Here is a 20,183-nt window from a genome sequence, read left to right on the forward strand (position 1 = left end):
AATAGAGTCAGGATAAGCGGTAGGTTGCAAGGTGGATGCTGGTTTCGGTGCTACTGATGCCGCGCACCAGCCGAATGCGTTCCAGCACCTGCGACAGTTCTGCCAAGTGTGCAGCACGCAGCTCGGCCAGCAAGTCCCATTGGCCGTTAGTGTCGTGCAAGGTGGCCACACCCGGTTCGCCCAGCAGGCTGTCGATCACCGCGCGGGTGGCGTTACCGGATACCGCAATCGACATCCAGGCGGAAATGCCATGGGGTTGGGCATCGGGTCGCAGCCGCACGGTGTAGCCCACGATCACGCCCGCATCTTCCAGTTTGGTGATCCGGTTGGTGACCGTACCGCGCGACACCCCCAGCTTGTGCGCCAGAGTCGCCACCGAGGTTCGGGCATCTTTACGTAAATAAGAGATCAGCTGTTGGTCGGTCGCATCCATGCATGTATTTTGCGGCCATTCATTGGGGAAAAACGGTTGTGACAGCACAAAGTCAATGCAGCGAAGGGCCTTGGATACCGCAAGAGGCTGTGTTTTAAAAGCAACAATGCATGATCGTTTTTATAGGGTTATCGCTAGTAGCTTTGGGTTTTGGTGCACACTTGCCTACGTTATTTCTTTTTAACCCGATAGGAACATTGATATGAAAAAGAGTTTGATCGCACTGGCAGTTTTGGCCTCCACTGGCGCTATGGCCCAGTCTTCCGTGACTTTGTACGGTATCGCTGACGTGAACCTGCAATCTTCCAAAGCAGCTGGCCTGCGCCAGACCAAGGTTGAGAGCGGTGGCGTGAACGGTAGCCGTTTCGGCCTGAAGGGCTCTGAAGATCTGGGCGGCGGCCTGAAGGCTCTGTTCGTTCTGGAAGGTGGCTTCAATATCGACAACGGTTCTAGCAGCAAGGCTGGTTCTTTGTTCAACCGTCAATCGTATGTTGGCCTGGCTGGCAACTTCGGTGAGTTCCGCATCGGTAACGTGCGTACCGCTTACGACGACACCAGCATCAACAGCGACCCACTGTGGGATTCGTTGCTGGCTCCTGCTTACTCGGTTTGGACCAATAACTACAATCCAACCCCAGGCAACTCGGTGTACTACTCGACACCTAGCTTCGGTGGTTTGACCGCTGCTGTCAGCTACGCATTGGGCGAAAACAAGAGCAATGCTACGGCTACTGCTGGTGCCAAGAAGGAAATCGGCGTTGGCGCTGTGAACGTGCAGTACTCCGCTGGTCCTATCTATGCAAGTATTGCATACCAAGAAGACAAGCTTGCTAAGCGCGCCTATGGCCTGGCTGTGAACACCTTGTCCATCACTCCAGTGGCACCTGCCGCTGCTTTCGCTACTGCGAGTGCAGCTGCTAACAGCGCTGCTGTTGCTTCCTACAAGACCACCCTGGTGAACGCTTCGTACGACTTAGGCGTGGCTAAGCTCGAAGGTAGCTACAACCGCAACGTGCAAGCAGACAACACGAAGTCTGACCAGTACCAAATCGGTGTTGATGTGCCTGTGAGCCCAGCTCTGACCCTGTCCACCGGCTACGCTTACTCCAAAGACAAGCTGAATGGCGTGTCTGGCGACAAGCGCGACGGTTTCGGCCTCGGTGCTAAGTACTCCCTGTCCAAGCGTACCTTTGTGTACACCGGCGCAGTGTTCGGCGAAACCAAGCCAGCAGCTGGCGGCAACAAGGTCAAGACCGACATCTACGCTATTGGTCTGAACCACTCGTTCTAAATCCACGCTGGCGTAAGCCAGTTGGTATCTGAATGACAAAAAGCCACCCGGTTTTCCGGGTGGCTTTTTTTATGGTCAATTTGACATTATGGCAACCATATGCGTCAAAACGTTAATATTCATGCATAAAGCTAGCAATATTGACGATTTACATTGACATGCCGCGTGGCGACACTAGATGCATTCCCCACCACAGGCCTGCACCATGACTACCACCTCCCTCGTTTCCACCCCTTTCCTCAGCGCCCATGACGTGGCCACCATCGTCCAACGCAAGGGGCTGGATGCCTGCCTGCGCGGTATGGTCGATACCATCCAGGCCGACTTTCTGCGCTGGGAAGCGTTTGATAAATGCGCCCGTGTGGCCAGCCACTCCACCGACGGTGTGATCGAGCTGATGCCGATTGCAGACGACCTGAGCTACGCCTTCAAGTACGTCAATGGCCACCCCAAAAACAATGCCCTGCACGGCCTGCCCACGGTGATGGCGTTTGGCGTGCTGGCCAGCGTGGCCACCGGCGTGCCCGAACTGCTGAGCGAGTTGACCCTGACCACCGCCATCCGCACTGCCGCCACCTCGGTGGTGGCGGCCCGCGTCTTGGCCCGCCCCAACAGCCGCAGCATGGCGCTGATCGGCAACGGCGCGCAAAGCGAATTCCAGGCCCTGGCCTTCCACCACCTGATGGGCATCGAAGAAGTGCGCCTGTTCGACACCGACCCGTTGGCCACCGCCAAGCTGGCCGACAACCTGCGCAGCACGGGCCTGAAAGTGGTGATCTGCACCAGTACCGCACAGGCCGTACGCGGTGCCGACATCGTCACCACCGTTACCGCCGACAAAACCAACGCCACCATCCTCACGCCCGACATGATCGAACCGGGCATGCACATCAACGGCGTGGGTGGTGACTGCCCAGGCAAGACCGAGCTGCACCCCGACGTGCTGCGTGCCGCCAGCGTGTTTGTGGAATACGAGCCGCAAACCCGCATCGAAGGCGACCTGCAGCAGCTGCCCGCCGACTTTGCCGTCACTGAACTCTGGCAAGTACTGAACGGTAGCGCCGTGGGCCGCACCAGCGAAGCGCAAATCACCGTGTTTGACTCCGTCGGCTTTGCCATGGAAGACTATTCGGCTCTGCGCTTCATGCGTGACACCGCCCGTGAATTGGGCCTGGGCCAGCGTTTGGCGCTGATTCCCGACCTCGCCGACCCGAAAGATTTGTATAGTCTGGTACGTCCCACGGCTTCGCGCTTTGTGGCACCTGTTTCCCTACCCGACACACAAGCAGCATGAGCAATTCCACCCAGGGCGTGAGCCTGATTGGCGTCCCCACCGACATCGGCGCGGGCGTGCGCGGCGCACGCATGGGGCCCGAGGCGTTGCGCGTCGCGGGCTTGGCCCACGCGCTGGAGCAGGCCGGGCTGGATGTGCGCGACTGCGGCAACATCCGCGGCCCGGCCAACCCCTGGCTGCCCCCGGTAGACGGCTACCGCCACCTGCCCGAAGTGGCCCAGTGGAACGAGCTGACACACAACGTGGTCTACAAAGAACTCAGCGCAGGCCGCCTGCCCATCATGATGGGCGGTGACCATTGCCTAGGCATTGGCTCTATCAGTGCCGTGGCCCGCTACTGCCGAGACACCGGTAAAAAACTCCGCGTGCTGTGGCTAGATGCGCATGCCGACTTCAACACCGCCGCACTCACTCCCAGCGGCAACATCCACGGCATGCCGGTGGCCTGTCTGTGCGGACATGGCCCGAAAGAGCTGGTCGAAATTGGCGGCCATGTGCCCGCCATCAGCGCCCGCGAGATCGTGCAAATCGGCATCCGCAGCGTGGATGCGGGTGAAAAGCGCTTTGTGCACGAGCAGGGCATTGAAGTCTTCGACATGCGCTTCATCGACGAGATGGGCATCCGCCACACCATGGAAATGGCGCTGGACGGACTGGATGCCAACACCCATCTGCACATCAGCCTGGACGTAGACTTTCTCGACCCCGACATCGCCCCCGGCGTGGGCACCACCGTGCGCGGCGGCCCCAACTACCGCGAGGCCCAGCTGTGCATGGAAATGATCGCCGACACCGGCCTGCTGGCCTCGCTGGACATTGTGGAGCTGAACCCCGCGCTGGACGTGCGCAACCAGACCGCCGAGCTGGCAGTCGATTTGGTCGAAAGCCTGTTTGGCAAAAGCACCCTGATGCGGCAGGTGACGGATGCAACATGACTTTCTGTCAGCCCTGCTGGTCTTGCTGATCGTCACCGACCCGCTGGGCAACGTGCCCATCGTGCTCAGCCTGCTGCGCAACACGCCCAAAGAGCGGCGCTTCTGGGTCATTACCCGGGAGTGCCTGTTTGCGTTAGGGATCCTGCTGGTGTTCATGCTGGTCGGCGACCGGCTGCTGCACGTCATGCACCTCACCGATGCTTCGCTGGAAATTGCAGGCGGCGTGATCCTGTTTTTGATTGCCATGGGCATGGCTTTCCCGAATATGGGCGTGGGCTTTTCCGGCCCGGAGGAAGAGGCCGAGCCCATGCTGGTGCCGCTGGCAATTCCGATGATCGCCGGGCCGTCTTCCCTGGCCACCGTTCTGCTGCTGGCCTCGCGCCAGCCCGAGCGCATGCTGAGCTGGGCCGGGGCCATCACCCTGAGCATGGTGGTGGTGTGGGTGGTGCTGCTGTCGGCCAATGGGCTGGCGCGGCGCATCGGCAAATCCGGCCTGATCGCGCTGGAGCGCCTGATGGGTTTGCTGCTGGCCGCCATGGCGGTGCAGATGCTGATTTCGGGCTTGCGTAACGCATTTCCGATCATTGGGGCATAGGTCAAAATTACGAAATTAATCACTAGTTGGTTTGATTAATTTGGTGAGATTGTTTTGTTTTAACCCGGCAAACTAGCGGTTATTGCAGTCACCCACCAGGAAATCCACCATGCGTTTGCCCACCCCTTACCGGTCCGAGTCCGAAACCGTTGCCCACCGCCTTGCCGCCTTGTCGGGCGCGCTGGATTGGGGTGTGGCCAGCGCCCCCGCGCGCCCCTGGGTGCAGGCCGTGCGCGACAACCCGCCGCCGTTCTGGGCCATGGAAAGCCTGCTGCGCGAATACCCCATTTCCAGCGCCGAGGGCCTGGCCCTGATGCGCCTGGCCGAAGCCCTGCTGCGCGTGCCCGATGCCGAAACGGCGATTGCCCTGACGGCCGACCAACTGGGCCGCGCCGACTTTGACGGCATGGACGAAACCGGCGCCGCGTCGGTACTGGGCCGCTCCACCCTGGCCAAGCTGTCCAGCAGCGCCATTGCCCTGTCGAAAAAATTCCTGCCCGAAGCCGAAGCCCCCCAGGGCCTGCTGACCAAGCTGGGCGCCAAGACCGTGGTCGCCGCCACCGTGCGCGCCGTGCAGCTCCTGGGCCGCCAGTTCGTGCTGGGCCAGACCATTGGCGACGCCATGGACGAAGCCGCCTCGGCCCGCAAAAAGCAGCCCCAGCTCACCTACAGTTACGACATGCTGGGCGAGGGCGCGCGTACCGATGCCGATGCACTGCACTACCTGCAAAGCTACAAGAGCGCTATTGAAGCAATAGCTTCCCGTGCAGACAAGACAGGCGCGACCGAGAAAAATGATGGTATTTCCATCAAGCTCAGCGCCCTGCACCCGCGCTACGAATGGACCCAGCGCCAGCGCGTGCTGACCGAGTTGGTGCCCCGCGTCTGGGCCCTGTGCGAGCAAGCTGCCCATGCCAACATCAACCTGACCATCGATGCTGAAGAGGTGGACCGTCTGGAGCTGTCGCTCGACGTGTTTGAAGCCCTGGCCGCGCTGGTGGCCAAGCACCAGCCCCAGTGGCGCGGCTTCGGTCTGGCCATGCAGGCCTACCAAACCCGGGCGCTGGAACTCATCGAGCACATCGCCAGCATCGGCCGCAAATACAAGCTGCGCCTGATGTGTCGCCTGGTCAAGGGCGCGTACTGGGATTCGGAAATCAAGCGTGCCCAAGAGCTCGGTCTGCAGCACTACCCCGTGTTCACCCATAAGCACCATACCGACGTGTCCTACCTAGCCTGCGCCAAGGCCCTGCTGGACGCGCCTGATGCCATCTACCCCCAGTTCGCTACGCACAACGCGGCCACCATCGCCGCCATCCTGCACCTGGCCGCCAAGAGCGGCAACCCGTTCGAACTGCAGCGCCTGCACGGCATGGGCGAGGGCGTGTACCGCGAGGTGCTGAAGAACCCGTTGATCGGCTGCCGCGTCTACGCCCCGGTGGGCAAGCACCGCGATCTGCTGGCCTACCTGGTACGCCGCCTGCTGGAAAACGGCGCGAACTCGTCCTTCGTGCACCAGCTGGCCGACGAGTCGGTGGGCATGGAAGAAATTCTGGTCTCGCCCCTGCGCCTGGAGCCGCAATCGGCCTTTCTGCTGCCGCCCGTGCTGTTTGGCGCAGGCCGCAAAAACAGCGCCGGGCTGGACCTGGAGGTCGCCACCCAGCGCGCCGCACTGCAAACCGCCTATGACGCACTGGTGGTTCCCAATGTGCCAGAGTTCGATGCCAAATTGGCCTCTAGCGCATACACTACCAGCGCTAGTAGCTATAAAGTTTGGAGCAAAACGCCCACTGCCCAGCGTGCCGCCCTGCTGCGCCAAAGCGCCGACTTGCTGGAACACCAGATGCCCCGCTTCTGCGCCATCCTGGTCAACGAAGCCTTCAAGACCTGGGGCGATGCCGTCTCCGAAGTGCGCGAGGCCGTGGACTTCTTGCGCTTCTACGCCGATGAGGCCGAACGCATCATGGCCCCGGTCGCGCTGCCCGGCCCTACCGGCGAAACCAACGAGCTGCGGCTGACCGCCCGCGGCGTGTGGGTCTGCATCAGCCCGTGGAACTTCCCGCTGGCCATCTTCATGGGCCAGGTGGCTGCGGCCCTGGCCACCGGCAACACCGTGCTGGCGAAGCCCGCCGAGCAAACCCCGTTTGTCGCCCTGGAAGCCGTGCGCCTGCTGCACGCCGCCGGTGTGCCCGAGGGCGCGGTGCAGCTGCTGCACGGCCCCGGCGAAACCGTGGGCGCGGCCCTGGTGGCCCTGCCCGGCATTGCGGGCGTGGTGTTCACCGGCTCCACGCCGGTAGCCCGCCACATCAACCGCGCCCTGGCGGCCAAGGACGGCCCCATCATCCCGCTGATCGCCGAGACCGGCGGCATCAACGCCATGCTGGTGGACAGCACCGCCCTGCCCGAGCAGGTGGTGGATGCCGTGGTGCAAAGCGCCTTCCGCAGCGCAGGCCAGCGCTGCTCGGCCCTGCGCCTGCTGTGTGTGCACGAAGCGATTGCCGACCACGTGATAGAGATGGTGCAAGGCGCGGCCAAAGAGCTGGTGCTGGGCAACACCGCAGACTGGGCCACCGACGTGGGCCCAGTCATCGACAAAGAAGCTTTCGACGGCATCCAAAAGCACATTCTGCGCCTGCATTCCACGGCAAAAGCACTGCTGGCGCCAGTTCCTCCTGCACAAGATGCTACTAACTTGATAGCGCCGCAAGCCTTCGAGCTGAACCAGGTGGCCGACGTGGCGCAGGAAATCTTCGGTCCGGTGCTGCACATCGTGCGCTGGTCGGGCGATCCGCAAGCCGTGATCGAGCAGATCAACGCGCTGGGCTACGGCCTCACGCTGGGCATCCAGACCCGTATCGACAGCCGCGCCCACGCCCTGGCTGCCGCCGCGCATATCGGCAACGTCTACATCAACCGCAACATCATCGGCGCGGTGGTCGGCGTGCAGCCCTTCGGCGGCGAAGGCCTGAGCGGCACCGGCCCCAAGGCAGGCGGCCCGAACTACCTGGTGCGCTTTTGCGCCGAGCAGACGCTGACGGTGAACACCACGGCCGCGGGCGGCAACGCGGCGCTGCTGGCGGCGATGCCTTGAGGCTTGCTATTGAATAAATAGCTGCTGGCGTATAAGGAACATACGCTGGCAGGCTATTTGTTCTTTTTTTTGCATCACTGCGCAGCCCCGGGCTGCATTGCTTTGCGTCTTTCGCCAAGCACCTTCGGATCGGTCTGGAACAACCGATGCGACATGCAAGGACCACCACCCGTGCCCTGGTGGCCGATCTACATGGAAAAGGTTTCCATGCATCCCTGCCACTATGGGGGCATGGTTTTAGATTTTGTTGTCTGATGACGTACATCATAACCAAAAAATAAAGCATTTTGTAATCCAGATTTACCCGTGCCCTGCAAACCTTAAGTGTTGCGTAGGGTAAAGATTCTGAAATTCGTTGACATCGCCAAGGTGGCTCCATTAAATTAGTGGTCAGACGTTAGACAACTATAAGGAGACTTCCACCCCCGCATGGACCATCGCGGCGGTTCTTGGCCGCCCGTTCTATGGCCGAGCCCCTTTTCGGCGTGCTCGGTCCCCCGTTGGAAGTCTTCCTCCCAGCGGGTTTTGCAAACCCCTTTGTTTTTGACAGGCATTCGCTATGAACACCAAACCCACGCCTTCCGCGCTGCAGTCCGCCATTGGCAACAGTTTTGCAACTCCTGCGGGCATCCAACGCCGCACCTTCCTAGAACGTACCGGCCTGGTTTTCGGCGGCCTGGCCATGGGCCAGCTCGTCGGCTGTGGTGGTGGCAATGGCGATTGGGACCCTATCTGGGGCACCAGTGGTGCCGCTGACCGGATCGAGAAAGCCTTGGCCGCGGTCACCCAAAACATGTTTCCCAAGCGGGATTTCTCGGTGGTGGATTACGGCGCGCAGACCTGTGCGGTGGTGTCGGCCCCCAACCCCTACACCGATGCCAGCAAATCGCCCACCAGTGCAGGCGCGGACACCACGGCGGCGGTCGGTGCATTCGATGCGCGACCGGCCTTTTTGGCGGCGATCCAGGCTTGCAACGCCAGCGGCGGCGGGCGTGTCGTGGTGCCATCGGGCAACTGGTACTGTGCGGGCCCCATCGTGCTGCTCAGCAATGTGAACTTTCACCTGAGCGCCAACTGCACCATCTATTTCAGCCCCATCCCCAGCGATTACGCCAAAGATGGCCCGGTGGATTGCCAGAGCAACGGCAAGCTGTACTACACCCGCTGGCAGGCCAATGACTGCCTGAACTACGGCTCGCCCGTGTACGCCTACCAGCAAACCAACATCGCCCTCACCGGCGAAGGTAACACTTCCATCCTGAACGGGCAGGCCATGACACCGTTTGTCGGCAGCGGCAATACCAGCACCTGCTGGTGGACGTACAAGGGCAATACCGGCGTGTACGGCGTGGTGGGTTCGGCCACCCCTTCGCAGGCCTATAGCAATCCGCGCAATGTGGATCTGCGCACCAAGGTGCCAGGCATCGATGCCACCTTGTACACCCTGCTGACCAACCCCGTCACGCCCTGGCAGCAGGATCAGAATTACCTGCCTGCGCTGTCCAAGGCGGGTGTGCCGGTGGCCCAGCGCATTTTTGGCCTGGGCCACTTCCTGCGCCCCTGCATGGTCGAGTTCATAGGCTGCACCAATGTGCTGATGGACAGCTACCAAACCCGCAACACGCCTTTCTGGCAGCACCACCCGGTGGGCTGTACCAACGTGGCGATCCGCAACGTGCTGGTCGACAGCATTGGCCCCAACAACGACGGCTTTGACCCCGATGCCTGCAATACCGTGCTGTGCGACAAGATGGTGTTCAACACCGGGGACGACTGCATCGCCATTAAGTCCGGCAAAAACCTGGACACCGAATACGGCCCGGCCCGCAACCACCTGATCCAGAACTGCACCATGAACAGCGGCCACGGCGGCATCACGCTGGGCAGCGAAATGGGTGCCGGGATTGAGAAAATCTACGCCCGCAACCTGGTGATGCTGAACGAGAACTGGGCCACTAACGCCTTGAACATCGCCATCCGCATCAAGACCAATATGAACCGCGGCGGCTATGTGAAGGACTTCTACGTCAACGGCGTGAGCTTGCCCAACGGCGTGAGCCTGAGCGGCGCAGGCTACGGCAGCTCTTTGCTGGTGGGCAGCCCCATCAACGCCAGCGTGCCCATTGGCGTGGCGACCACCGCCAGCTCCAACCCGTCGGCCTCGCAGGGCGGCATCATCACTTTTGACTGCGACTACCAGTCCAGCAAGGACGCGATCCGCACGCGCCCCGCGCTGGTGCAGAACGTCAATATCTCCAATGTAAAGGTGGGCAATGTCACGCTGAATGGCCAGACGGCCTCGTGCTTCCAGGCCATCGTCGCCCAGGGCCCGGTGGCGTTTGACTACAACGGCAGCCTGCCGGTACCCGCCGTGCCTGCGATCACCGGCGTGACCATCACCGACTGCGATTTCGGCACTCCAGCATCTGCGGGTCCGGCTTCGGCCACAGCCGCGGGACCGATCTACGCGTACAACGTGCACGACATCGTGCTCAAGAACGTCACCATTGCCGGGGTCGTCAACAATCGCACCGTGTCCGACGCGCGCTGATGCCGCGTGCCAGCGGAGGGCGGCCATGCCCCGTCCGCTGGCATGGGCCGGCGCGCAGCAGGCAAAATGCGGGCTCCCCGCCGCACACCGTCGATGTTGCACCGCAAGAGGCGGGGGATGCCATGCCCAAAATCGTCCTCTTCAACAAACCCTTCAACGTCCTCACCCAGTTCCGGCCCGATGGCGACCGGCCGACGCTGGCGCAGTTCATCACCGACCCCAGCCTGCGCGTGGCGGGGCGGCTGGACCGCGATTCGGAAGGCCTGCTGCTGCTGACCGACGACGGCGTGCTGAATGCGCGCATCACCCAGCCCCAGGAAAAGCAGTTCAAAACCTACCGGGTCCAGGTAGACGGCACACCCACCGAGGCGGCATTGCAGGCGCTACGCCAGGGCGTGCTGCTCAACGACGGCATGACCCTGCCCGCCGAGGCGGTGCAGATCGACGAACCGCCCGGCCTGTGGCCGCGCACACCGCCGGTACGCTACCGCGCGCACCTGCCCACCGCGTGGCTGGAGATACGTATCTGCGAAGGGCGCAACCGCCAGGTGCGGCGTATGACGGCGGCCGTGGGTTTGCCAACGCTGCGGCTGGTGCGGGTGCAGATCGGCTCCTTTACGCTGGGCGATTTGCCGCCGGGCGCGTGGCGGCTGGCAGCGTAACAATTCGCTTCTGTTGCCCCTGGGAATTTATATAAAAAGTGCCTATAGCGTATATTTGGTATACGCTAGTAGCTATCTATTTTGTAGTGATGCCGGTGTCGGGCCTCTTTGCGCGGTGGACATCCCTGCCGCCAAACCCACCTCTATACTGCATTGCAACATGGCTTTGCCTGAAAGGTTTTAACGTGGCTTCTTCCTCCGCTTCCGCTGCTTCCAAAAAGGCCTTGCCCGGCCCGCACCACGAACAATGCGCCCTGGTGCTGCAAGGCGGGGGCGCGCTGGGGGCCTACCAGGCGGGGGTCTATGAGGCACTGGAAGAAAACAGCATTTGCCCCGAATGGGTCGCGGGCGTGTCGATTGGCGCTATCAACGCAGCCATCATCGCGGGCAACCCCAAGCACCTGCGGGTACCGCGCCTGAAGGAATTTTGGGAGGGCGTGTCGTCGCAGCTGGTGGCCCCGGCCCCACCTGCCGACTGGGGCATCCAGGCGCGCGAGTTTTTCAACGAATCCAGCGCGGCCATGGTGTCGATGCTGGGCACGCCGGGTTTCTTCAAGCCCCGTGTGCCAGCCGCCCAGTACCAGCCCCAGGGCACATTGGCGGCCTTGGGCATTTACGACACCGAACCGCTGCGCGCCACGCTGCTCAAGCTGGTGGACTTTGACCGCATCAACCGCCACTGCCCGGACGGCAATGTGCGGCTGTCGGTGGGCGCGGTCAACGTGACCAGCGGCAACTTCGCCTACTTTGATTCGGCCAACCGCCTGCACACCAAGCCGCTAGGGCCGCAGCACATCATGGCCAGCGGCGCGCTGCCACCGGGTTTTTCGCCGGTAGAGGTGGACGGCGAGTTCTACTGGGACGGCGGTCTGGTGTCCAACACCCCGCTGCAGTACGTGATCGACCAGCCCGCCGCCGAAGACATGCTGGTGTTCCAGGTGGATTTGTTCAGTGCCCAGGGCCACATGCCGCGCAACCTGAGCGAAGTGGCCGAGCGGGGCAAGGACATCCAGTTTGCCAGCCGCACCCGCTTCAACACCGACCAGGTGGCGGCGCAGCAAAAGCTCTCCAACGCCGCCCAAAAGCTGGCCGCCAAGCTGCCACCCGAATTTGCCAACGACCCTGATTTGAAGAAGCTGCTGAACGCCGGATCGGCCTCCGCCGTGACCATCGTGCACCTGATCCACCGCAGCAAGCACTTTGAAACCCAGTCCAAAGACTACGAGTTCTCGCGCGCCACGGTGCGTGAGCATTGGGCCGCCGGACGCGCCGACGTAGAGCGCAGCCTGGCCGACCCGCGCTGGCTCAACCGCCACCGCCCACCCGCGGGCGTGAACGTGCTGGACTTGACCAAGCCCGAGAAGCACTGAGGCCGTCGGTTTAGGCCCGGTTTTAGAACCCTTTCGCCAGGGCCTGTGTCACCTCTGCCGCAGGCAGGGCCAGGCAACCGCTGGCGTTTTGCCCCGACCACAGCGGCGAGAAATCTCCGCTGCCCTGGCGCTCTGCCGCCGCCCGCAGCGGGGCCATGGCGGCGGTGGCCAAAGGAAACGCCGGGGCCGCGGCGCTGATCGGGCCCTGCTCGCGCATCACCCGGTTCAGGATGCCGCGCGCGGGCCGCCCGGTAAATACATTCGTCAAGGCCGTGTGCTGCGCGGCATCGCTTTGCAGCGCAGCCCGGTGCATGGCGCTGGTGGTGGCCTCGGGGCACAGCAGGTAGGCCGTGCCGATTTGCACGCCTGCCGCACCCAGGGCCATGGCCGCCGCCACACCTTGCGCATCGGCAATGCCCCCGGCGGCAATCACCGGTAGGTTACTCCCACGCAAGCCCACCGCCCGCACGATCTGCGGCAGCAGGGCGAAGGTACCCATTTGCTGGGTCAGGTCGTCCGATAAAAAATGCCCACGGTGCCCGCCCGCTTCCAGGCCCTGGGCAATGATGGCATCCACCCCCTGCGCCTGTAGCCACAGCGCTTCTTCCACCGTGGTGGCCGAAGACAGCACCTTGGCCCCCCAGCTGCGCACCACCTCCAGCAACGCGGGGCTGGGCAGTCCGAAATGGAAGCTCACCACCGGTGGCCTAAAGGCGCGCAGCAGGTGCGCGGCCTCGGCGCTGAATGGCGCGCGGCCCGGGCCAGGGACGATGCTGGCTAGGTTCAGGCCCATCTCTTGGTAGTACGGTGCCAGCGCCGCGCGCCACGGTGTGTCATCTGCGGGCGGCGGCGGGGTGTGGCAGAAAAAGTTGACGTTGTAGGGTTGGCTGGTTTGCGCCTGGATACGCGTCAGCTCGGCCTGCAAAACCTCCAGCCCCAGCATGGCGGCGGGCAAAGAACCCAGGCCCCCCGCGTTGCTAACGGCCACCGCGAGCGCGCTGCCCTGGACCCCAGCCATGGGGGCTTGGATGAGGGGCAGCTGGGTGCCTAAAAGAGTAGAGAGTTGCATAGGGATGGGCTAGTGCCGGTGGAGCAAAACCCCAGTTTAGACCCCCCAGCATCTGCTGTGGCAAACATGAATACATGTCTTTGCACCTGCCCACACGCCGCCTCTGGATTGCCCTTTGGGTGGTTCTGTGCGTGCTGTTTGCGCAGTTGGCCACCGCAGGCTATGTGTGCCCCCAGTGGCTGAAGCCGGTGGCGGCCAGCACCATGCCGGGCTGCGATGCTATGCCTGCCGACCAGATGGACCCGGCGCAGCCCAACCTGTGCAAGGCCACGGGCGAGGCCAGTCCGCAGTCGCCCCACCAAAGCAGCGGCGTGGATCTGCCGTCGCCTGTGTGGGCGGCGCTGTGGACGCTGGTGTGGTTGTTGCCCTTGCGGGCCTTGGCGGTCTGGGCCGCTCCGGCGGCCAACCCCGCGCGGCCCCCCGGCAGTCCGCCGCTCTACCTCTTCAACCAAGTCTTCCGTCTGTAGGCCGATCCGGCATTGCGCTAGGCTCGGGCTGCTGCGTCCCCTGGATGTGCGCGCTCTGGGCGTTCCTTGTAGGTGACGTTAGGAGACTGGAATGAAGAAGTTTGGGATAGCTGTCGTTTTAATGGCCGGGGTGGGTGGGGGTTATGGCCTTTACCAATGGGGTTGGCAGCGCGGTGCCGCCAGCGTGCCCGTGGTGGCACCTGCCGCCGTGCCGCAAAGCATTGCCGAGGGTGAAGCTGCCACCCGCCGCCACATCGCCAGCGGCATCAAAGCCGGTGATGTGGACCCCGCCACGGGCCGCAAAGTGCTGTACTACCACGACCCCATGGTGCCGGGGAACAAGTTTGACGCACCGGCCAAGTTGCCCTTCATGGACATGATGCTGGTGCCGGTGTACGCCGACGGTGCGGCAGGTGCCGCCGAGGGGGATGCCAGCACAGTCACCGTCAGCCCGCGCATGCAGCAGAACCTGGGCGTGCGCAGCGTGCTGGTGGATGCATCGTTGCAGGTGCCCACCGAGGCGTTGATCCCCACCGCCCGGCGCACGGTGCTGGTGCTGGCCGAGGCGGACGGCCACTTCCGCCCGGTGGTGGTGGAAACCGGGGCCGAGGCCGATGGCCACACCTTGGTGCTGCGCGGCCTGCAAGCCGGGCAGCGGGTGGTGGTTTCGGGCCAGTTCCTGATCGACTCCGAAGCCAGCCTGAAAGGTGTGGAAGCGCGCATGAACGCCGGGGCCACGCCATGATCGCCCGGCTGATCCGTTGGTCCATCGCCAACCGATTTTTGGTGCTGCTGGCCACGCTGCTGCTCAGCGCCTGGGGTGTGGTCAGCGTGCAGCGCACCCCGCTGGATGCCTTGCCCGACCTGTCCGACGTGCAGGTCATCATCCGCACCAGCTACCCCGGCCAGGCCCCGCAGTTGGTGGAAAACCAGGTGACCTATCCGCTGACCAGCAGCATGCTGTCGGTGCCGGGGGCCAAGACCGTGCGCGGCTACTCGTTCTTTGGCGACTCGTTTGTGTACGTGCTGTTCGAGGACGGCACCGACCTGTACTGGGCCCGTTCGCGGGTGCTGGAGGTCTTGGGCCAGGTGCAGTCGCGCCTGCCGCCCGGTGCCAAAGCCACGCTGGGGCCGGATGCCACCGGCGTGGGCTGGATCTACCAGTACGCGCTGGTAGACCGCAGCGGCGGGCAAGACCTTTCGCAACTGCGGGCGCTGCAAGACGGATTTTTGAAATACGAGCTGAAAACCGTGCCCAACGTGGCCGAGGTGGCCACCATCGGCGGCATGGTGCGGCAGTACCAGGTGGTGCCCGACCCGCAGAAGCTGGCGGCCTTGCGGATTCCTCTGGGCAAGGTGGCTGAGGCCATACGCAGGGGCAACCAGGAAGCCGGGGGCTCGGTGCTGGAGCTGGGCGAGGCCGAGTACATGGTGCGCGCCAGCGGCTATTTGCAAACGCTGGACGATTTTCGGTCCCTGCCGCTGACCACCGCTGCGGGTGCCGTGGTGCACCTGGGCGACGTGGCCCGCATCCAGTTCGGCCCGGAAATGCGCCGCGGCATTGGCGAGCTGGACGGGCAGGGCGAGGCCGTGGGCGGTGTCATCGTGATGCGCTCGGGCCAGAACGCGCTGCAGACGATTGCCGCCGTCAAAACCCGGCTGCGCAGCCTGCAAGCCAGCCTGCCCCCAGGCGTGGAGATCGTGCCCACCTACGACCGCTCGGGCCTGATCGAACGTGCGGTGGCCAACCTAGGCTACAAGCTGCTGGAAGAGTTTGCGGTGGTGGCCGTGGTGTGCTTTGTATTTTTGGGCCACCTGCGTTCGGCCCTGGTGGCCATCGTCTCGCTGCCCATCGGCATCCTGGTGGCCTTCATCGCCATGCGCTACCAGGGGGTGAACGCCAACATCCTGTCGCTGGGCGGCATTGCGATTGCCATCGGTGCGATGGTCGATGCGGCGGTGGTGATGGTGGAAAACGCCCACAAGCACCTAGAGCAGTGGCGCCATGCGCACCCCGGGGAAAAGCTGCACGGACGGGAGCGCTGGCGGGTCATGGGCGACGCGGCGGCAGAGGTCGGGCCTGCGCTGTTTTTCTCGCTGCTGGTCATCACGCTGTCGTTCATCCCGGTGTTCACGCTGGAGGCGCAAGAGGGTCGTTTGTTTGCGCCGCTGGCCTTCACCAAAACCTATGCCATGGCGGCGGCGGCGGGCCTGTCGGTCACGCTGATTCCGGTGCTGAAGGGGTACGGGCTGCGGGGCCGCATTCCGGATAAAAACGCCAATCCGCTGAACCGCTGGTTGATTGCCATCTACCGCCCGCTGCTGACCCACGTGCTGCACTGGCCGCGTGCCACGCTGGTGGTGGCGGTCGTGCTGCTGGGGGCCAGCCTGTGGCCGCTGCAACACATTGGTGGCGAATTCATGCCCGCGCTGGACGAGGGCGATGTGCTCTACATGCCGTCGGCCCTGCCGGGCCTGTCGGCGGGCAAGGCGGCGGAGCTGCTGCAGCAGACCGACCGCCTCATCAAAACCCTGCCCGAGGTGGCCAGTGTCTATGGCAAGGCAGGCCGGGCAGACACCGCCACCGACCCCGCACCCATGGAGATGCTGGAAACCACCGTGCAGTTCAAGCCCAAAGACCAGTGGCGGCCCGGCATGACGCAAGACAAGCTGGTGGCCGAACTCGACCGCATCGTGCAGGTGCCGGGCCTGGCCAACATCTGGGTGCCGCCCATCCGCAACCGCATCGACATGCTGGCCACCGGCATCAAAAGCCCGGTGGGCGTGAAGGTGGCCGGGGCCGATCTGGCCACCATCGACCGCCTAACGGGCGAGATCGAGCGCACTCTGAAAACCGTGCCCGGTGTCAGCAGCGCGCTGGCCGAGCGCTTGACCGGCGGGCGCTATGTAGACATCACCATCCGCCGCGCCGATGCTGCCCGTTTGGGCCTGCACATTGCCGACGTGCAGGCTGTCATCAGCACCGCCGTGGGCGGCGACAACGTGGGCGAGGTGGTGGAGGGGGCGCAGCGCTTCCCTATCAATATCCGCTACCCGCGCGAGATGCGCGATTCGGTGGCCCAGTTGCGTATGCTGCCCATGGTGGCGGAGAGCGGGGCGCGGCTGGCGTTGGGTGATGTGGCCGACATCGCTATCGCTGATGGCCCGCCCATGCTGCGTAGCGAAAACGCCCGCCTGTCCGGCTGGGTCTACGTGGACATTCGCGGGCGCGACCTGCAATCTGCCGTGCAGGACATGCAAAAAGCCGTTGCCGCCAGCGTCGTGCTGCCTGCGGGCTATGCTGTGTCGTGGTCGGGCCAGTTTGAGTACCTGGAGCGGGCCACGGCCAAGCTGAAGGTGGTAGTGCCTTTTACCCTGCTGATCATTTTTGTGCTGCTGTACCTCACGTTTCAACGGGTGGGCGACGCGGTGCTGATCATGGCCACCCTGCCGTTTGCGCTGGTGGGCGGTATCTGGCTGCTGTACCTGCTGGGCTACAACCTGTCGGTGGCGGGCACGGTGGGCTTTATTGCGCTGGCCGGGGTGTCTGCCGAGTTTGGCGTGATCATGCTCCTGTATTTGAAGCAAGCTTGGCAGGCGCAACAAGCGCTAGACACAGAAAATGATGAGAATTTAAAGATCGCCATCCTGCAAGGTGCGGTACTGCGCGTGCGCCCCAAGGCCATGACGGTAGCCGTCATCTTGTGCGGCCTGCTGCCGATTTTGTGGGGCAGCGGCACCGGCTCCGAGGTGATGCAGCGCATCGCAGCGCCCATGGTCGGCGGTATGGTGACCGCGCCGCTGCTGTCGATGTTCGTCATCCCTGCGGTCTATTTTTTGATGCACCGTAAAAATAACCGGGGCAGGCTGTAAGAAGCGGCCATCCCCCCCGACTACTCCACAGCAAGGCGAAACACCCTGCTGACCTTCAACCCCAAGTGCTTTTTTAACCGGAGATTTTCATGACTGCTTCCACCAAATCCTTTGCTTCCACCGCTGTTCTGGCCCTGGCCCTGGGCTCTGCCCTGGCGATGGCCGCCGCCCCGGCTGCCGCTGCCGACGAAAAAGAAAAATGCTTCGGCGTGGCCATGGCCGGCAAGAACGACTGTGCCGCTGGCGCGGGCACCACCTGTGCAGGCACTTCCAAGATGGACTACCAGGCCAACTCCTGGAAGTTTGTGCCCGCAGGCACCTGCGAAACCATGAAATCCATGAGCTCACCCACCGGCATGGGCCAAAAAATGGCTTTCCCCGCCAAGATGTAAACACGCCTCCAAGGCCCGCCATGCCCATAACCTTGCCGCCCGGTGTGGGCATCGGCCTCAAATCTGCCCACATCCGGGAGATTCTGGACACCGCACCCGACCTGGGTTTCTTTGAAATCCATGCCGAGAATTACCTGGTGGACGGTGGCCCGTCCCACCACTACCTGGCCCGCATCCGCGAACGCTACCCGCTGTCCATCCACGGCGTGGGCTTGTCCATCGGGGCCGATGCGCCGCTGGACACCACCCACCTGCACGCGCTGGCCGTGCTGCTCGACCGCTACGCCCCCCAATCTTTTTCCGAGCACCTGGCCTGGTCTACCCACGGCGATGTGTTCCTCAACGACCTGCTGCCCTTGTCCTACACCGCCGCCACCTTGCAGCGCGTGTGCGACCACATCGACCAGGTGCAGACCCGTCTGCAGCGCCGCATGCTGCTGGAGAACCCCGCCACCTATGTGCAATTTGCCGCCTCCACGATGCCCGAGGCGGGCTTCATCCACGAGGTGGTGCGCCGCACCGGCTGCGGCCTGCTGCTGGACGTGAACAACGTGTTTGTCAGCAGCGTGAACCACCAATTCGATGCCCGCGCCTACCTCCAGGCCCTGCCGCTGCACGCGGTGGGCGAGATCCACCTGGCCGGCTTTGCCACCACGCAGGACAGCTTGGGTGATGCCTTGCTGATCGACAGCCACGGCAGCCCGGTGGCCCAGGCCGTGTGGGACCTGTACGCCTACACGCTGGGCCTCACCGGCCCGGTGGCCACGCTGGTCGAGCGCGACAACGACGTACCCGCATTACCGCTGCTGCTGGCTGAAGCCCAGGCGGCAGAGCGCTATCTGCAAGCGGTGGAGGGCGCAGCATGAGCCCCCAAGCTGCTTTCGCCCAAGCGCTGCTGGACCCTGCGCAGGCCTGCCCGGGCGGGCTGACCACCTGGAACGGCTCCGACCCCGCCGCGCGCTTTGCCATCTACCGCAACAACGTGGTGGTGTCGCTGGTGGATGCGCTGGCCGCTACCTTTCCTGCGGTGCAAGAGCTGGTGGGCCAGGACTTCTTTCGGGCCCTGGCGCGGCTGCACGTGCAGGCGCATCCGCCGCGCACCCGCGTCATGGCCTGGTACGGCGCAGATTTTGCCGCTTTTGTCGAAAATTTCGAACCCGCCGCCAGCGTACCTTACCTGGCCGACGTGGCGCGGTTGGAGATGGGCCGCGTATGCGCCTACCACGCTGCCGATGTGGATGCGGTGATGCCAGAGGCTTTGCAGGTCGCGCTGGCCGACCCGCAGCAACTGGCGCAGTTGCGGCTAACGCTGCATCCCTCGCTGCAGGTGGTGGCTTCCCGCTTCGCCGTGTGTTCGCTCTGGGCGGCCCACCAGGGCAGGCTACAGGCCACCGATGTAGACCCCGCGCTGCCGCAAACCGCACTGGTATTCCGCCAGGGGCTGGATGTGGAGCTGCTGGAGGTTTCTGCCGCCGCCGGTGCCTATATCACCGCGCTGCAGCAGGGTGCCAGCCTGCTGGCCGCCGCCAGTGCCGATGCCGCACTGGATTTGCCACCCACCTTGGCCCTGCTGATCCGCCAACACCTCATCACCCGCATCCATTTCGGAGAACCCCATGACCACCGCCCCTGAAACGTCCCCCGCTTTGCTGCGCAGCTTCATCGCCACGTGCGCCCGCATCCCCCATTCGCTGATCGCCTTGCTGGCCCGCTTTTCCATCGCCGCCGTGTTCTGGAAATCCGGCCAGACCAAGGTCGAAGGCCTGGCCATCGACCTGGTGGGCGGCGAGTTCCACCTGGGCTGGCCGCACCTGTCGGATTCGGCTGTGGCGCTGTTCCAGCAGGAATACAAGCTGCCCCTGCTGCCGCCCGAACTGGCCGCCACCCTGGCCGCCTGCACCGAGCATTTCTTTCCCATCCTGCTGCTGCTGGGCGTGGCCACGCGCCTGTCGGCTCTGGGCCTGCTGGGCATGACGCTGACCATCCAGCTCTTCGTCTACCCCGATGCCTACCCCACCCACGGCACCTGGGCGGCGCTGCTGCTGTACCTGGTGGCGCAGGGTCCGGGGAAGATTTCTGTGGATGCGTGGTTGGCGCGGCGCTGGGGGTGATTTAAGAGAAAATGGCTTCTAGCGCACTAGCTATATACGCAAGCAGCTA

Annotated in this window: 17 protein-coding genes; 15 read left to right on the plus strand and 2 right to left on the minus strand. The window is 63.6% G+C overall.

Annotated elements, in window-relative coordinates; all coding sequences use genetic code 11:
- Positions 1-7 precede the first annotated feature (7 nt).
- A complete protein-coding gene (locus Q0T48_RS14240) occupies positions 8-433 on the minus strand; it encodes an Lrp/AsnC family transcriptional regulator (protein WP_295957310.1) in 426 nt (141 codons plus the stop codon).
- A 202-nt stretch (positions 434-635) separates the two neighbouring features.
- Between Q0T48_RS14240 and Q0T48_RS14245 the strand changes: the two genes are divergently transcribed.
- From Q0T48_RS14245 to Q0T48_RS14280, 8 genes are all read left to right on the plus strand, one after another.
- Positions 636-1,724, plus strand: a complete 1,089-nt coding sequence (locus Q0T48_RS14245) for a porin (protein WP_295957312.1) — start codon at positions 636-638, stop codon at positions 1,722-1,724.
- A gap of 205 nt (positions 1,725-1,929) precedes the next feature.
- Positions 1,930-3,018 carry an ornithine cyclodeaminase gene (locus Q0T48_RS14250; protein ID WP_295957314.1) on the plus strand — a complete coding sequence of 363 codons (1,089 nt, stop codon included), beginning with the start codon at positions 1,930-1,932 and terminating at the stop codon, positions 3,016-3,018.
- A complete protein-coding gene (rocF, locus tag Q0T48_RS14255; protein WP_295957315.1) occupies positions 3,015-3,953 on the plus strand; it encodes an arginase in 939 nt (312 codons plus the stop codon). Before Q0T48_RS14250 ends, rocF begins: the two co-directional genes overlap by 4 nt.
- On the plus strand, positions 3,943-4,548 hold the full coding sequence (locus tag Q0T48_RS14260; protein ID WP_295957317.1) for a MarC family protein: 606 nt from the start codon (positions 3,943-3,945) through the stop codon (positions 4,546-4,548). The genes rocF and Q0T48_RS14260 overlap by 11 nt, the downstream gene beginning before the upstream one ends.
- A gap of 109 nt (positions 4,549-4,657) precedes the next feature.
- On the plus strand, positions 4,658-7,639 hold the full coding sequence (locus Q0T48_RS14265) for an L-glutamate gamma-semialdehyde dehydrogenase (RefSeq protein WP_295957319.1): 2,982 nt from the start codon (positions 4,658-4,660) through the stop codon (positions 7,637-7,639).
- Between the two features lie 559 nt (positions 7,640-8,198).
- Complete coding sequence (locus Q0T48_RS14270) at positions 8,199-10,190, plus strand: glycoside hydrolase family 28 protein (RefSeq protein WP_295957322.1); 1,992 nt, start codon at positions 8,199-8,201, stop codon at positions 10,188-10,190.
- A 122-nt stretch (positions 10,191-10,312) separates the two neighbouring features.
- Complete coding sequence (locus Q0T48_RS14275; RefSeq protein ID WP_295957324.1) at positions 10,313-10,852, plus strand: pseudouridine synthase; 540 nt, start codon at positions 10,313-10,315, stop codon at positions 10,850-10,852.
- A gap of 185 nt (positions 10,853-11,037) precedes the next feature.
- Positions 11,038-12,222, plus strand: coding sequence for a DUF3734 domain-containing protein (locus tag Q0T48_RS14280; RefSeq protein ID WP_295957326.1), 1,185 nt, complete (start codon positions 11,038-11,040; stop codon positions 12,220-12,222).
- 22 nt (positions 12,223-12,244) lie between these two features.
- On the opposite strand, the gene Q0T48_RS14285 is transcribed toward Q0T48_RS14280, so the two are convergent.
- Positions 12,245-13,291 (minus strand): nitronate monooxygenase, encoded by a 1,047-nt coding sequence (locus Q0T48_RS14285; protein WP_295957327.1) that lies wholly within the window; start codon positions 13,289-13,291, stop codon positions 12,245-12,247.
- A gap of 74 nt (positions 13,292-13,365) precedes the next feature.
- On the opposite strand from Q0T48_RS14285, the gene Q0T48_RS14290 reads away from it, so the two are divergent.
- From Q0T48_RS14290 to Q0T48_RS14320, 7 genes are all read left to right on the plus strand, one after another.
- Complete coding sequence (locus tag Q0T48_RS14290) at positions 13,366-13,758, plus strand: hypothetical protein (RefSeq protein WP_295957328.1); 393 nt, start codon at positions 13,366-13,368, stop codon at positions 13,756-13,758.
- Between the two features lie 91 nt (positions 13,759-13,849).
- Positions 13,850-14,503, plus strand: coding sequence for a hypothetical protein (locus Q0T48_RS14295; protein WP_366887959.1), 654 nt, complete (start codon positions 13,850-13,852; stop codon positions 14,501-14,503).
- A complete protein-coding gene (locus Q0T48_RS14300) occupies positions 14,500-17,631 on the plus strand; it encodes an efflux RND transporter permease subunit (RefSeq protein ID WP_295957330.1) in 3,132 nt (1,043 codons plus the stop codon). Before Q0T48_RS14295 ends, Q0T48_RS14300 begins: the two co-directional genes overlap by 4 nt.
- 89 nt (positions 17,632-17,720) lie before the next feature.
- Positions 17,721-18,023: a DUF2282 domain-containing protein gene (locus tag Q0T48_RS14305; protein WP_295957332.1), complete on the plus strand. Its 303-nt coding sequence runs from the start codon at positions 17,721-17,723 to the stop codon at positions 18,021-18,023.
- Between the two features lie 20 nt (positions 18,024-18,043).
- Complete coding sequence (locus tag Q0T48_RS14310) at positions 18,044-18,889, plus strand: DUF692 domain-containing protein (protein ID WP_295957334.1); 846 nt, start codon at positions 18,044-18,046, stop codon at positions 18,887-18,889.
- Entirely contained in the window at positions 18,886-19,656 is a 771-nt protein-coding gene (locus tag Q0T48_RS14315) for a DUF2063 domain-containing protein (RefSeq protein ID WP_295957335.1), read from the plus strand. Before Q0T48_RS14310 ends, Q0T48_RS14315 begins: the two co-directional genes overlap by 4 nt.
- Positions 19,640-20,134, plus strand: a complete 495-nt coding sequence (locus Q0T48_RS14320) for a DoxX family protein (RefSeq protein WP_295957338.1) — start codon at positions 19,640-19,642, stop codon at positions 20,132-20,134. Before Q0T48_RS14315 ends, Q0T48_RS14320 begins: the two co-directional genes overlap by 17 nt.
- The last annotated feature ends 49 nt before the right edge of the window (positions 20,135-20,183 follow it).

Source organism: Rhodoferax sp., assembly GCF_025354435.1.
Classification (GTDB): domain Bacteria; phylum Pseudomonadota; class Gammaproteobacteria; order Burkholderiales; family Burkholderiaceae_C; genus Rhodoferax_B.